We start from the raw sequence: 14,928 nt of genomic DNA on the forward strand, positions 1-14,928 counted from the left end.
TTGAATCCAGAGGCGGATTTTGAGAAAGCACTCCGGATCGAGGTTGTTCACGAAGAACGCATTGAGAGCATCCTCCTGGAAGTCAGGACAAATCGACTTTGGAAAGGAGGCGTGATGCGAGACAATCACATCGGCTTTCGCCTGCTTCGGGAACATTAGCTGCGCTTGGTAGGCCAGACCGGGTCATAAGGTCTGATAATCGCGCAGGCGAGTGCGGCTTGTACAAATGAGCTCGGAACACTTGGTCTTGTTAGGAAAGCACAATCGAAGGCAGTGGGCCCGCTTGACATTAATTTATAACGTTGGTAATGCTCGCTCATACGAGCGGGCGGCCAATTCACACGACCCGTATTGTCATGGCGACGTAGAGCGCTTGGGACTCTGATCGGGCTTTGAGGGCTACATCCCCCGGTCACTGTGCAGATGGGTCACCGCGGCGGCCCCTGCAGGGAAGGGGCTCGCGGGGTGCGTTCCTTTAGTCCTGCCCGTGCCGAATCCAATGCAGGTCATCCCAATCTGGATGACTTCAGTGATCAGAAATTCCCCTGCCCTCGCATTTGCATCCCGCTGCCAGAGCTACGCAAGTACCTCACGCGCAGCTCCGCGGCTATGCGCCTGTACACTGCGCGATCTCCAGGATCAGACCGCATCTATTCCAAATAGCCCACACCAACGCGGGTTACGATCAGCGTTGCGGATCGCCGAGTCGATAGCGCAGTTGCGAGCGTCGCCAGGATCCCATCGCGGATTGGATCTCGCGACAACCTTCCCCGGCAATCGTTTTCTGATCAGGCTCTTCAAGGTCAGCGACGCACAGTGCCACGCTGCCCCTTAGGACGCGGTCTGCCCCTTTTCAAAAGCTGCCAAAGCGAACCCGACTACGGGCTGCGTGCAGCACGCATTGCAAGAAGATACTCCATGTCTGATATTTTCCAAGCTCGCATCGAGGCGATGCGCCTCAGCTTCTATGACAATTCTCCTCGGAACCGCCTGATCAATCTGCCAAACCGGGACAGCCGCCGCGTCCTGGTTCTGCAAGGATCCGCGCGTGCAATCCGGGAGGCCCTTGACGACGGACAGGTTCTGGAGATCGGCAAAGACATCGAGACACAGATTTCACAACCACTCGCGCGCGAAATTCTATGCGAGATCTCTGAAGAAGATGCCTTGCTGCAGGATCGGCAAGGACTTTCTGCTATCCGGCTTGGTCTCGGAGTCGCTGCATGGAGCAACCCGAAAAGCGGTAAGGTGCTGTATGCTCCCCTTTTACTCAAATCGGTGCGTCTGGAGGTCGAGCCTGACCGCATCTTGATGCGAGGTGCACCTATTCCCGACGAGGTTAACCAGTATCTCCTCCGCACCATCAGAATAGGTACAGAGCACGTACCATCCGATCCCCTCAATGAACAATGGCTACACGCCGTTAGGGAGTTCGCAGGTTTTGAAGATCGGGCAGTACTCGGCCATTTTCCCCAGACGGGACAGGCCATGGTCGACCGTCTCGATACCGAGCAGAACCCTCACCTGATGACGCATGCGACGCTTCGGCGTTTGGTCGTCGCAAACGACGCCGAACAGCTCTCCGTAACCCAGCCACAGGCGTGGCTTCCTCCGACAGATAAGTCTCGAAACATTCACGCCGCCCACAGTGACAGTTTTCAAGATGAGATCATCACACTCATCCGTCATGGGTGCCCTGAACTTGTCGTCCAGGGACCGCCTGGTACAGGTAAATCGCAAACCATTGTCAACATGATTGCTAACGGCCTGACCGACGGAAAATCCATCGTGTTTATGGCCGAGAAAATGAGCGCCATCGAAGTCGTCTGGAACCGCCTGAAAAAGACAGACTACTGCGAGCCCGCGCTCATGCTTCAGGGAACAGGTCTCGACAAAGCAAGTATCGCTAACCGCCTAGGTACCCCGCCAGACTCCGATATTCGGGGTATGCTGATGTCCTGTTCGGAGCAGGCCCGTCCCCGAGCGATCCTGACCTCGCCACAGGCCTTCGCTTTGTATATCCCGCCGGACTGGCGTTTCGATATCCTAATAGTCGACGAAGCATCCCAGATTCTACTGTCGTCAGCTGCCGCAGCCATTGGTGCTTCGAAGCAGATCATCGTCTGCGGCGACAGCCAGCAGATGCCCCCGAACCATATGACGTCCTTCACAGGCGCCCGAGATACCGACGACATCTTGTCAATGAGCCTGTTGTCTGCCGCCGAACGAGCAGGCTTCCATAGCACGATGCTCAGGCGCCATTATCGTTCGCGGCACCCGTCTCTGATCGATACGTCCAACCGACTTCATTACGATACTGAGCTCAGAACCGTTCCATCGCCTCTCCCGGCAGAGAAGTTCGGCCTTCTCTATCATCATGTCGATGGGGTCTATGATCGCAAATCACGAACCAACCTACTGGAAGCGGAAACGATCGTTGAGGCTGTTCGCACTCAAGTCAGGGACAATCCTCGTTACACCATCGGCATCATCACGATGAACGAACCACAGCGGATCCTCATTAGGACGCTTCTGGAGAATGACAACGGGATCGCAGCGATCCCTGCGGCTGCAAACCTGTTCATTCGCTCTATTCAAGACATCCAAGGCGAGGAACGCGACGTGATCTTTGTATCGCTGACATATGGACGCACTCGGGATGGCGAGTACCACCGGAATCTGGGTCCAATATCTGCACCGCATGGTGAAAACCGTGTCAACGTCTTGATGACCCGCGCTCGATACCGGACATCGGTATTCAGTGGATATGGGGCGACATCATTGCCGATGACGGGCAGCAGAGGAGTGGAGGCTCTTCGCTTTCATCTGCACGCCGCCCAAGCGGGCCATCAAGCGCTGGCTGGCAAGGAATTTGAGGGTACACTCGCGCGGGATCTCTTCTACCAAGACTTCTCCGTCAAGAGGTTTGGTCGCGCCCTTATGGTTCGGAAAGATCCGAGATACTCTGGTGGATCCGATTGGAAGTATATCGGCATGATCTATCTCACTGGCCTCGCCGACGTACTCGACGAAGCATCCGAGAAAGAGCAACTGCGGTACGCCGGCTGGATGGTCACCGACTTACCTCATGCCTTGGTGAATGTCAGCGACTTTTCGGAGCGGCCGGAGCGTAAGACACTCATCCTCGCTCTCAAAAATATGTGGATGCGCTCGTAATCATCTCTGATGAGCCTTCGACATTATTGGTCCTATGACTGCGCAGCTGCGATCATTCGAGCCTGTCCAAGGGTTTGCACTGCCAATGTGCAATTCAAACTTATCCAGATAGTGAGAAAAAGACATGAGTTCCTTCCCCTATCCATGGGGTACGATGCGCCCGAAGAATTGGCGCAAAGCCCTGAAGCGCCAACTGGACGAAATTGCCTCGCTGCGAGCAGACGCCGCCACAGCTTATCGGCGGATTAATGAGCAGTGCGATAATAATGAACAGATTGTTCGCCAGCAGCTCGATTTTATAGACAGGGTAACAATCGGAGGAAAATACAGCAGTCAAATTGCTGAGGCTCTTTTACCGAGCTACTATCACGTCTTACGCCCTAACAACCCGGCAGAAGGATCCGTTCGGTCTGAGGCCTGCCCGCTGCGGAAGTCGCGAGCGAAAGTCCACATGACGAGAAGTACAGTCATGGACATCATGCGTGGGGTGAGCCCCCCGAGTCCCAGCGCGATCGTCCAACCTACCAACATTGCTCACACGACATTGGATTCGCCTCTAAGCTTTGAGCAGCCCGCGCTGACGGATCCATACTCAGACGACAATGCTCCTGATGGGAAAAATCCAAGGTTCGGATCCTTTGACAGCGGCGAGGCTGCTTTGGAGGCCGAACGGCAGGAGCACGCTGAGAAAGTTGCACGTCAAAATGCGTTTGTGAGCTTCGAAGCTGATGCAACTGAAGATCTTGAGAAAACAAGCGATAGTAGAATCTGCTATGACTTTTCGGATCCATGTGATGAGGCACGGTTCCCGCCAGAGTTGGCTTCTCTCTACCCAAAGTTCGAAAGGACCCGCAGCCTACCAGTGTTACTCGTTATAGAGGATATGCCTGAGGATGACTTTAAGAGATGGATGAAGGTGGTAAGGTTCAGCGATCTGCCGGAGGCCGAACAGGATAAATGGGTGGAGGAGTCTCGGAGACGGTACCGTGACACGAGGAGCTATATTAAAGGTGTCGGCTGGATAGTTCAGGAACAGATCCTGCTCGAATACGATCGAAGAGCAATATGGCCATGGGTTCGCTTACGTCTTGAGTTCGTTGATATGCTCATGCTCAATCGTGAAAGCACTAGCTGTGGCGAGGATGACTTGGATAGACTGGCCAAATTCGATTATATGCTCGAAGGTCAGGTAACTCCCGATCAACGGCGTCAGTATGTTCAGATTATCGATTTGCTGCAGTGGCCAAAAGGTACGTCGCGCCGTGAGCTTATCCTGAGAGCCAATCCTGCTTATGAACTCGACCTCCTCTACGACTATAAGTCACTGCTCGATTACTCATCCGACGCAGGTCCGGCGAAAAATATCCCCGCATGGCGAAGAATGCGGGAGCCGAGGCCAGCCAGCGTCGATGATGCACTCATGCGACTATATGAGAGATCGGATGGAAACGCGGTTGGTTTGACAACTGCTCTTGAAGCTGACCAATCTTGGTAGATACCCTTAGACGGGTATCTACTCTCATGGCGACCGACTTTCGCCCCTTACCACGGCTTGTAATCAAACGCAGAACAATCCGATCGCGCTTGAGCCCCTGAATCGGCACCTTCACTTCTCTGGAGGGAGGTGGCATGTCCCGACCAGGTTTGACCTGTAAGCAAAGAGGACTTGTTGGAGGCTGACGTCACTGCCATCGGCTCGTGGCGGGCGCAGGGATTTAGCTCTATCCAGAACTCCAAGCCACTCCACGATCAATTTTCCATGCCTCTTCGCTCAAGAGGCCCAAAAGCAAGGGCGAAGCGGATAGGACTGTGAATCTGGGCCCCTTAGTGAGAAGCGGCACTCCTCCACTGACCTTTGAGCCAAATGCGAATCTAGAAGCAGCCTTGGACAGACTGTTGCAGGGCATCAAGCCGCCAGATGAGCTGGACGGTATGCCATGTGTGAGTTTTGACATGCTGGCAGCCCACTTCAATCGGATCTTCCCGCGTAAAGGTGCCAAAGCAACCATTCAGGTGGCGGTGCAGGACGTGGGCGTCACCCGTGTGCTGCACTACCAGTGCGTGCTGGCCGTCCCGGACGGTATGCTCGATATCATCTAGCCGGCGTACAACCCGGCCCTGCTGCCGATCCATCTCCTCCATGCCGGACGTGGAGCTCTGCCGCTGAAGATGCGGGCCTTTCGCGACTTCGCCGCACACCGATTACGAGAGCGGCTGGACCACCTCTCATAGAATCACCAATAACGACTGCGACGACCGTCGAGCCGCGAACATTCGCACCGAGTCAGACAGGGACATGGCGGTCTTTGAGGAAGTTCTCGGCATGCAAAGACTGCTGCCCTCAGACATTGGGCTCAGGATTGCCAAAACCAGATTGTCCTCATCCTGCCTCACTAATCGTCCAATTCTGCCGACCTCCCGCCCTGGCAAGTTATAGGGACCATGAAGCTCCGACGGCCACTGTTTGCCGGCCGTGTGAGCCGAGATGGCCATGCGTCTCCTCTATGCCCTAGTGCAACTTCCGCGCACGAGGGACATTCACCAGTGGCTCTTGTCACTCCGATCTGTCGCTCACAGGCGACTGAACCGCGCGAGATTGTGGTTGCTGTCGTTCTCGCCATAGTCAGACCCGCTTGGCTCGTCCCGGGAGACGGTCCCTGATGATTAGAACGGCAACGGTAAGGACACACGCGGCATCACAGCTCTGCCTAGCTGAACAGCCTCGCACGGGATGCTATGCGTGAGGAGTGCAAGAACCGCAGCCTTAATTGTTTCAGTCGCGAGAAATTACACCCGGCATTGGTCGATAACAGCCGGCCGTGCTGTGAAACGATCGCGTCCCTGCCTGTTGCAGTCGGCTCGCACGCTTATGCCCATTCCATTCAGCCTTATGCAAGCCACTCGGCCTCATCGCTTGCACACATGCGCTCCAACCATGGGCAGGACAAACCCGCAATGGTTGCCGCAGTGCAAGTCGTCGCGCCTCAAGTTTTTCAGTGAATTTGATGCGTTCGAGCATCCGCCTTCGTATTCAATGCGCACTGCAACTGCGATGACCCCATGACTTTCACTAGAAAATTATGATTACTTTTCAAAATATTCAGATGACAAGCCACTTGCGTTGGAATAGAACTTTTTTATCGACGAATATTAATCCTTAGTGTGTTTATAAATTAATATTCGCTGCCACCACTTGGCATCTCTTGATCGGCCGTGCCGATCAAGAGAACGTCTCAAAGAAATCGTCCCTCTAGGTTGGAGCCACTAGATGTTTCGCGCGTCGGTCGGGGTTAAGGTCATTCACACCAAGGGGTATGTCAGAACCCAGGTGAGGCATGCCTTACGCGAGGGTGACGCCAGCGCCTCGGTGCGGCACGGTGCTGTTCCGATGGCAGGATGGGCTTGCAACGCGGTGCTCCCGAATCGGCCGCGCGATTACGATGCTGCCTTCAAAGCCGCCCCCAAGCACTTCGGCGCTCGCTACCGAAAGGGTGCGCCTCTTGGTGTAAATCTGCAGTTCAATGTGTCGCCAGACTGGATCAGAGAAGCCGGGGATCTGCACGACGAGCGGAACGAACGCAACGAGCGCCTCTATCGCGCAGCTCTGGCGTTCGTCCAAGACATCAAGGGTGTGGTAGCAGCCAGGATGGACCTCGACGAGGAAGGCGGAGGCGTGGTCGACATCTACGTCGCGCCGATTTTCCCACGCACCAGCCGGCTTCGGAAGGACGGCAGCCGAGGTTCGGACATCCTTGAGATCTCCGTGAGCAAGCTCAATGCCTTCTGGCGGAAGCAGAGTGGCGAACGGACGGGTTATTCCGGTCTACAGACTTTATGGTCCGCGTATTGCGCCAAAAATCTCGATCCTCGCATCCAGCGTGGCGACCGGAAGAGCGAGACTGGGCGCGAGCACCTTGAAGTGCCGCAAATCAAGGCCGCATACGCCGCTGCTGATGCCAAGACGGCGGAAGCTGAGGCTATCATGAAGCAGGCCCTCCAGGACAAGGCGGAGGTGGAGGAAGAGCGCCGAAGAATCGCGGAGGACGCTCAGAAAATCAAGGCCCGTGCTCAAGAAGTGGAGCGGGAACAAAACCTTTTGCGTGCAGAAATCCAAATGTCCGAGGATGCCTATGAAGTGGCTGAAGCGGGTCTAAAGAATACCGAGACGAAGCTAACAGAAAGACAGCGCCGGCTAGATGAGGAGGACGAGTGCCTCACGACTGCGCGGCACGAACTCGCCAGCACGGAAGCGCAACTCCGACGCGACCAAAAGGAGCTGGCTGAGAAAAAGCAGAAACTTAAAGTGGAAGAAGAGCGTCTGGCCCGGGAGCGAACAGAGCACGCAACTAAGATACGTGAAGCGGACCAGTTCATTGATAATCTCCGCGCTGATTTGGAAAGAGAGCAAAGCGACGTGAGAAAGCTGAGGAACGAATTGACGAGCGCGCGCGCCGCAGTTGATCGAGATAGGCAGCAGCTGGAGACCACAAAGGCGGAAGTAGCTCGCGAACACGTTACTATCATAGCTGCGAAAAAGGCCATTGCTCAGGAGCGCGAGAGAGTGGACCAGCGATCCAATGCTCAGGCCAGGTGGGCAGGGGCGCTGGAGATGGGTATCGACAGGATCTTCCGAGGACAAATCCCCTCGAAGGACGTTCTTAAGAAACAGGTTGAGTTGCAGCCTGCAATAGATCCGCTCCTTATCGTATTCGACAGGTTTCTGGAGCTACACCAGATTGCCGCGCATACATTAGCAGAACAGAGCGCTGCAAAACGTAAACTCCAGGAAGCAAAGCAACTCCTTGCGAACTCGGCTGCGGGCGAAGCGCAGGTTGAAAAGAAAATGGAGATTCTTTCCAACGCACTTGATCGGATAGGACAGATTCAGCAGCATCTCTCACGAGACAGCCAGCAGAAGTTCACTGAAGCGCAAATTGGTTTCGAGCAAGCCAAAATTATCAGGCGCCGACCTGACAAGAAGCCCAGCCAGGGTGTAGAAATGTAATCACCTCATTGAGGTCGCAAATTTGGGAGGCGACTGATAGCTAGTGAGGTATTTTATCCGCTCAGAGCGTCTCTTCCGATGCAGCCTGAGGCGCTTGAGCGTCTTGCAGATCACTGCGGTTCACCTTTGCGGCGGAACCGCAGGGTCATTCCCAATCTGGGCAACTTACATACCGAGATCTTTATTCAAAAATGATCAAACTTCCTCACCACGAGTTCGGCTTAGCTCTTTCTTTCGAACGCAATATAGATATCAACCCGATCGATTTCATCGTCGGCAACGACCGCAATTGGACCGGTTCGGCCTGGGTCAGTCGACAGGAACGCCAAAAAGCAGTCGAAACCCGCTCCAAGTGGCAGATCCGCATATGGCTGGAGGACGGGCAGTTTCGCGTATTGGCCGCCTCGAGCCTCACTGCACTGATCGAGTTCTTTGACAACGAAGGGACCTGCGCACCCTATGGGTCTGCGAGCGCGTTTCCTGATGACGTGGACCTCATCGCAATCACGCATAACAGAGTCCTGTGGAACCGTTCAGGGAAAAAGAAACTTTCGATTGAACGAACTATTGAGAAATTGGTCGATTCTAGGCACCGTAAGTGGGTCAACAACGAGCAGCGCCAGAAAGCAATCGAACTTACCTCAATTTGGACGATAGCAATCCAGGGGCCGCGCCTCCGCCCGTCTATACTGGTTGCCGCTGAATGGGATGTTTTGCTTGAGGCAGCCAATACAGCTGTCAAAGAGCAGCGCGTTGGGAAAAAACGGTCGTCCTCTGCACGCCGTCCAACTCGGCGCCGGTCTCCAGTCGAAGGGGATAGCCGCGGAAAAACGGTTCCAGGCTCCCAAGTACGCAGCAGAAACAACCGGGGAAACTTACTTCGGCGTATCTGGGAGACGTTACAGGCATTCGCGCAAACTGAACGGTGATGGCTGGGATCAGGCTATATCGCCTATTCTCGAAAACCAAAATGCACGGCCCGTGGGCGCGCAATAAACTTACCAATTCGGCGCCAGCGGGCCCAGCCTTCTCTTGTCAAGAAACTGGCCCGCCAACGACGGATCGTTCAACCCCCCTGTCCGTCACCCCTCCGGCGTCTTCCAGGGCACGTAGGAAATGTAGGCTAAGCGGATGAACAGGAGCGTCAGGGTTTTCTGAACGGAAATCTCCATCGCTGTTGGCTCTTCCGTCTCAGCCTCGTAAAGGAGCTGACAGCTCTGACCGGACAGGTCCTCACGGGTGGCGATCCACATTAGCTCGATGACAATCTGGCCAGGCGTATGAGTAAGCACATAGCCTCCGATTCTGTGAAACGCCGGAGTGTTCCACGACATCCGTCGTTCTTTGTCCGCGCCATCCAGCTCCACATCGCCGATCCCGGCGGCCTGTCCGCGCAAGCCCGGACCCCGGCTCTTGAACACGCCGGTGAACGACAAGCGTCGGCGCGGCGCCACCGGGATCAGAGCGATTAAGCGCCGGGCATCCTCACGCGAAAAAGTCGGCCCATCCGTTGTTAGGCGATCAAGCAGCGCATGCGCCTCAAGGCGAGCGGCGATGTCCAGCTCCTGCCTACTCATCGCCGGAGTCCTCTTGAGCGGCCGAGCCGGGAGACGATGGCGGCTCCTCCTGGAGCAGGCGATCCACCGGCACGACCAGGATGCTCTCCTCGCCTAGCACCAGCCGGATGGTCTCGGCACCCTCAGCCTTAGCGCGGACAAGATCCGCATCGAGGCGATCTCTCACCGCCCACTCTCCTTCCACATAGGGGCCGATTGCCGGCGCCATGAGATCGGTGACAATGCGGGCATCGATCCCACCGTCTGCCAGCACCAGGCCATGCGCGCGGACCTGCTCTGCAATCTGACGGCGGTATTCCCGCGTCAGCTCCCCTGGCGTGTGGCTCTTCAGGCCAATCACCGCGTCGATGCTGCGCAGCACCAGGATGGGAAAGCCGGCATCGGCCAGAAGCTTCATGGCCGCCACATGCAGCCGGTCGGGATCGGCCTCCTGGCGGGCCAGCTGGCCCACCGCTCCCTGGGCCAGATCGGTGGTCAGGATGAAGATGGCCTCGGTTGTCACCACCTGCGTGCCGGACGGCTCCACGAGGTGATCGCTGGTCCAGCCGGCCTGGAGGCGGTTGAGGACGGTCGGATGGGCCAACTCAATGGCCTTGAGGCTAACCACAGCGAGAGGATGGTCGGTCAGGCTCTGCTGCAGCGAGAGCCAGGCGGGTACGCCGGGATGGAGCCCGAAGATGAGCGCGTCCTCACCGCCCCAGGGTGGGGAGAGGTCATACTGGTGGATTGGAATGCCCAGCGCGTCAGCCACCATCTGCACGATGTCAGCCTTTGTGCCACTGCGGTCGGGTCCCGCGAGCAGGAAGACGCCGCGGGGGCGGTGATCGTGGCGGATCTCGAGGCGGGCGAGTTCGGCCGCGAGGGCATCGATGGCAGCGTCCTGCCCGAAGATGCTGTCTTTGGCCTTGGCCTGAAATGCCTGCACGCGGGCTTCAGTGTTATCTTCACCAGTGGTCATGGAGTTCATTTCGTCTGTGGGGTGATGGATGATGAGCCCGCGCTCGTCAGGAACGAACGTCCTAGGCTCACTGTGACGAGGTCGGACTGACCCGTGCCGCGCCGGCTGTGGCGCCTTACTGTGGCATGTCCTTTTTGGGATTTTTCTTGTTCCCTGCCTCACCACCCGAACATTCAGAGTCGTCTCTTCTCGGGATTGTCTTTCCGGGATGATGACCCTTCCCCGGACTCTTCCAAGCAGCACCGCTATCGAATGCGCAGGCTTCACTCCATCCGGGGCATTCTCTCGTCGGGAACGATGGAGACGCGATCGCTTGCGCGACGGGCCGAGGAAGATTGTCGATGCGCCTCCTAGTGGGATCCCCGAGCAGCGGGCTGAGGTGCCCGCCATCCGTGTAGCAAAACGCGACTTCCGTTGAGACAAGCGAGCGTGCAAAGATGTCCGTCATGCAAGAGCCAGATCCCAGGCAACGGACGAACCTGCTCAAGATTGGAACGCGGCAGTGCCGCTACATCGTCTCCGACGATCCTCGTCGTGCCATCTGCTGCGGAGCCCCGACACCAGAGGGATCAAGCTGGTGCGACTGGCACCGGAGGCTCGTCTACGTCCCGGCGCAACCCGTCAGAATTCGGCGTGACGCTCTGGCGTCGTAGGCGAGCAATTCACAACGAGCCTTCCGAGATCTGGTCAGGGCGAGGGAGAGCTCACTCCAGCGTGCGCCACCGCATCTTGTGCCGGTCACAAATCCAGCCCAGAGACCGCGCCGTCACGGGCCACAAGGGCGATGCGGATGCCGGCTCGCCTGACGAGTGGACGGCTTCGCCAAATCTCCGCGAGCTTGCGGAAGACAGGTGTGTCCGGAACCGCTGTGACCACGATGTCATCGGCAGAGACATCGAACAACAGCGCCTGCCCGAGTGCGGCGGTGAGCAATGCATACTCCGGACCTCCAGGCTTTCGGACCAGTGGACCCTTCTTGCATTGGGCGACGACGCGGCGGCCATCGATTGTGGCGACTACGTTGCCCTCACCTGGTCGCGAGTGCACCCGGATGGTCTTGTCGTTGCGCCGGTAAGCGCCAGTTCGCGCGCTCCGGCCGAACTGCGGCTCCCTGATCTGCTCCCATCCAGTCCAAGCCATGAAGCGGCCGATGTCGAAGACAATTGGGTCGCCAACCTTGATGCTGGCACCATCGATCGCGACACTTGCCATCGCTCCCGAATGAGGAAGCGACAGGATGAACTCGGCCAGGCGCAGGGCCACTTCGGCCTCTGACATACGGTCGGCTTGGAGGCCGAGTTCAAGCGGATCCTTATCCCTCACAATGTTGAGCCAAGTGTTGTTTGCGCATTCCTCACGTAAGCCGTCACCCATCTGTGTCTACATCCGCGCAGTTGTTAACTGCTGACCCACGACTGTAGAGGATCCTCACAACGGCAGCTGCTTAGTGTATTGGTTAAGCTTACTCAGCAGTGTTGTCGAAATACGACACGGCCGATGTTTCTACTATGTCGGCCTAGTGTTGACACTTGGTTTATGTCTAGTGCGCATTCTCGATGAGAGGTCTGCAAGAGCCTGGGAATGATTGAGGGGTGCACCATGAGCGAAAAGCAAGCTAGCGAACGTAGATCGGTGGCCAAGCTCCGTCCCGTCAACACACCGCCCGTCGACGAGAACACAGGTTCGATGATCGACCTCCTACAGGAGCATCTGCGGCTCGCCCGCGAGGGCAAGCTGCGCTCTCTTGCCGTCGTGTCCGTATCCTCCGATGGGACTGCTATCGGCACTCAGTGGTCATGCGATCCGAGCGATATGGCATCGCTGATCGGCAAGCTCACTGTCCTTACCCATGATCTCATGGCGGCTCGGAAGTAAGCCGCGGGTCTATGGAGCGGGCATTGTGGCGTGTGGCTCCCTCTTAGCCTCCTCAGCAGTCCTCGGGGGATCGTCCGCCATCGGCTCTCTGCGAGGAGGCTGAACTGCGTTCGTTGCAGCCTGCTTCTGAAGCCTGCGGTTCTTCCAGGCCTGCAGCATTTCTTGCCTCAGCCCTCGTCTGGGTTTCGGAAGGGTCCGCCAGATCGTCAGCGTGAACGCCTTTCCCACGGCGAGCACGAGGGCCATGCCATAAAGGAAAATGGTCGGCGAGAAACTCTCATCCATGTGCGGTCATCCTCTCAGCGCCCGCTCGACACCATCAGCCGTGTGCACCGTTGAAGCCCCGCTCATACCATAACAATGATCAAAGCGCGGCTTTCTCGCCCTGATGCCTTCGACCAAAGTCTGTCTTCCTCGATCCTGCCGGTTGCTAAGGATAGGAGGCAACGAACCGGCCTCACGAGCGCCTATCGATCATCTGTGTCATCCGCCACGAATGTTGACCATGAGACTGCTGGAGAGAGCTCAAGCCTACTTCCGCCGGCCCGAATTGCCATCCGTGATCCAACAGCAAGCACCTGCCCATGACGAGCAGGTTGGCAGTTCACGTTCGAAGCGCGCTCAGATCAGGGACGTGCTGCGCCAGTACGAGAGAGGCAGTCTCAAGGAGACTGAAGCTGTCGAAGAACTGCTCAAGATCCTACGCTGAGACCGATCCAGGCTTCCCTGCTCTACCCGCCTTGGAGCAGATAGCCGCGGCGAAACTTTCGCTGGAGCCAGGTCTCGAGCGCTTCCACGGCGCATGACTGGTTCTCGTAAAGCTCGACCCTCCTCTGCCCGGGTCGCCCAAGGCGCCCCCACTCGCGGATCAGGGTCGCATCGCCAAACAGGCTCGGCTCGATCGACAGGACATAGTAGCGAGCCATGTTGCAGCTTGGATCGCACCGGTGCAGGACGAGATAGTGGATCGTGTCGTGAGCCATGCGCCAGTGTCGCGCTGGCCCAGGGACGAGGTCCAATCAAAGTCCTGAATCGATTGAGCCTTAACGATTCACAGCCGTGATGCACCCTACGGTTTCCGCTCCCTGAACCCACGTACGCTGGCCAGTCACCATCTCCACGAGCACGGTTCCTCTGCCTACGACATTCTTCGTCTCCTCATGGCCAGGAGTTCGACGGCAAGGTCGATCTTGCCGGATTTCACCATGCGGGTGAGGGCGCGGAAGTAGCCGCCCGGGTTCTTGATCCGGCTCTCCCCGCCGTTCTTGGCTGCGTCGTCCTCATAGAGCTGCAGGACGTAGATCACCGCAATGGCCGCCCTGACGGTGCCAACCTCTTCGACAGCCTCGGCCCAGGCGCTCTCATGCGCCCCGAGCGAAGCTCGCAGGTAGCGGCCGGCTGAGACGATGTCCGCCAGATCCCGCACGGGTTGGCCGTAGTCGCTGAGGGCGGGGCAAGCCTCAAGGATCAATTCCGGTGATAGGTGCTCCGGGGGTTGTTCGGTTGAACGAACCGGCTCAGCTTTCTTCGGAAAGCTCTTGTTACAAGGCTCACTAGGAGATCCGTTGTTGTTATTAGTGTGACGGCAATCTTTGCCCCCATTGCCCGCATCAAAGAATGCATTCTCGCAAAGTGTCCTCAGGTCGTTCCACGCGTCGAGAGCGTCCAGCGGCATCATCTTTGTGCTGCGCAATGGCGTCCGGGCTTTTAGAGCCTTGAGACGGTCTTCCAGATCGGAACGGTCCAGATCGGGATAGTGCTCGGCCAAGGCGCTCAAGGCTTCTTCCGCGGCGCGGCGGGCGATGGTGATCTCGTCGAAGGCGCGCTTGCGGGCTTCCCTGAGCTGCTTCTGCTCGACCAGTCGCTCGGCCCACTCTCCTCGCCTGACATAGACGGGCGTCAGGTCGAAGCCAAACGCATCGACGATCTCACCGCCTAAGTCTTTGACAGCGAAGCGCTTCCCGTTGGGGGATTCCTTCGGAACGATCAGCTGCTGGTCGATCAGCACCCTGAAGGCATACCGAACGGACCGCTCGGACAGGCCGGTGCGGCTCATCAGGTAGTCGTTGGATGGCCAGACCAGCAGCCGCTCCCACTCCTGCTCGCCCCAGCAGGCCACGAGTTCGGAGAGGACCGACCGGGGTCCGTTGCGCAAATCCAAGGCCTTGGCAGCGTCCCTGGCTGCCGCAGATAGTTCTTTTCGCGTCACCGTACGCCCGGTTTCGAGCGCAAGTTCTCTCGCGGCCAGAGCGGCATGTCTCAGCCGCCGGCCTCCTGACGATGCCAGTTGCATCGTACCCTCCTATGTGAGGGCAAAGCGGGAGCGTTCACCGAAA

General features: G+C 57.4%; 12 protein-coding genes and 1 pseudogene. 8 read left to right on the forward strand and 5 right to left on the reverse strand.

What is annotated here, in order from left to right:
- Nucleotides 1-918 precede the first annotated feature (918 nt).
- From IC232_RS24465 to IC232_RS24485, 5 genes are all read left to right on the forward strand, one after another.
- Nucleotides 919-3,177, forward strand: a complete 2,259-nt coding sequence (locus IC232_RS24465; RefSeq protein ID WP_190847571.1) for an AAA domain-containing protein — start codon at nucleotides 919-921, stop codon at nucleotides 3,175-3,177.
- 124 nt (nucleotides 3,178-3,301) lie between these two features.
- Nucleotides 3,302-4,672: a hypothetical protein gene (locus tag IC232_RS24470; RefSeq protein ID WP_190847572.1), complete on the forward strand. Its 1,371-nt coding sequence runs from the start codon at nucleotides 3,302-3,304 to the stop codon at nucleotides 4,670-4,672.
- A gap of 401 nt (nucleotides 4,673-5,073) precedes the next feature.
- Nucleotides 5,074-5,277 (forward strand): hypothetical protein, encoded by a 204-nt coding sequence (locus IC232_RS24475; RefSeq protein WP_190847573.1) that lies wholly within the window; start codon nucleotides 5,074-5,076, stop codon nucleotides 5,275-5,277.
- 1,168 nt (nucleotides 5,278-6,445) lie between these two features.
- Entirely contained in the window at nucleotides 6,446-8,182 is a 1,737-nt protein-coding gene (locus IC232_RS24480; RefSeq protein WP_190847574.1) for a hypothetical protein, read from the forward strand.
- A 191-nt stretch (nucleotides 8,183-8,373) separates the two neighbouring features.
- Nucleotides 8,374-9,111, forward strand: coding sequence for a hypothetical protein (locus tag IC232_RS24485; protein ID WP_190847575.1), 738 nt, complete (start codon nucleotides 8,374-8,376; stop codon nucleotides 9,109-9,111).
- A 153-nt stretch (nucleotides 9,112-9,264) separates the two neighbouring features.
- Here IC232_RS24485 and IC232_RS24490 read toward each other — a convergent pair whose 3' ends face one another.
- Both IC232_RS24490 and IC232_RS24495 read right to left on the reverse strand, forming a co-directional pair.
- Nucleotides 9,265-9,759: a hypothetical protein gene (locus IC232_RS24490; RefSeq protein ID WP_190847576.1), complete on the reverse strand. Its 495-nt coding sequence runs from the start codon at nucleotides 9,757-9,759 to the stop codon at nucleotides 9,265-9,267.
- The gene (locus IC232_RS24495; RefSeq protein WP_190847577.1) at nucleotides 9,752-10,717 is read right to left on the reverse strand and encodes a hypothetical protein; all 966 of its coding nucleotides are present in this window, start codon (nucleotides 10,715-10,717) and stop codon (nucleotides 9,752-9,754) included. Before IC232_RS24495 ends, IC232_RS24490 begins: the two co-directional genes overlap by 8 nt.
- Nucleotides 10,718-11,133: 416 nt before the next feature.
- Here IC232_RS24495 and IC232_RS33380 point away from each other — a divergent pair.
- Nucleotides 11,134-11,370: pseudogene (locus IC232_RS33380) on the forward strand (GcrA family cell cycle regulator); the annotation flags it as partial.
- Nucleotides 11,371-11,455: 85 nt separating this feature from the next.
- Here the strand turns inward: IC232_RS33380 and IC232_RS24505 are convergent.
- On the reverse strand, nucleotides 11,456-12,091 hold the full coding sequence (locus IC232_RS24505; RefSeq protein ID WP_246812385.1) for a hypothetical protein: 636 nt from the start codon (nucleotides 12,089-12,091) through the stop codon (nucleotides 11,456-11,458).
- A 225-nt stretch (nucleotides 12,092-12,316) separates the two neighbouring features.
- On the opposite strand from IC232_RS24505, the gene IC232_RS24510 reads away from it, so the two are divergent.
- Nucleotides 12,317-12,592, forward strand: coding sequence for a hypothetical protein (locus tag IC232_RS24510; RefSeq protein WP_190847579.1), 276 nt, complete (start codon nucleotides 12,317-12,319; stop codon nucleotides 12,590-12,592).
- Nucleotides 12,593-13,097: 505 nt separating this feature from the next.
- Nucleotides 13,098-13,301, forward strand: coding sequence for a hypothetical protein (locus tag IC232_RS24515; protein ID WP_190847580.1), 204 nt, complete (start codon nucleotides 13,098-13,100; stop codon nucleotides 13,299-13,301).
- Nucleotides 13,302-13,323: 22 nt separating this feature from the next.
- On the opposite strand, the gene IC232_RS24520 is transcribed toward IC232_RS24515, so the two are convergent.
- Together IC232_RS24520 and repC are read right to left on the reverse strand one after the other, a co-directional pair.
- Nucleotides 13,324-13,575, reverse strand: coding sequence for a WGR domain-containing protein (locus IC232_RS24520; protein ID WP_190847581.1), 252 nt, complete (start codon nucleotides 13,573-13,575; stop codon nucleotides 13,324-13,326).
- Between the two features lie 155 nt (nucleotides 13,576-13,730).
- Nucleotides 13,731-14,885, reverse strand: coding sequence for a plasmid replication protein RepC (gene repC / locus IC232_RS24525; protein ID WP_190847582.1), 1,155 nt, complete (start codon nucleotides 14,883-14,885; stop codon nucleotides 13,731-13,733).
- Nucleotides 14,886-14,928: the final 43 nt, after the last annotated feature.

This window comes from Microvirga sp., assembly GCF_014699075.1.
GTDB lineage: Bacteria > Pseudomonadota > Alphaproteobacteria > Rhizobiales > Beijerinckiaceae > Microvirga.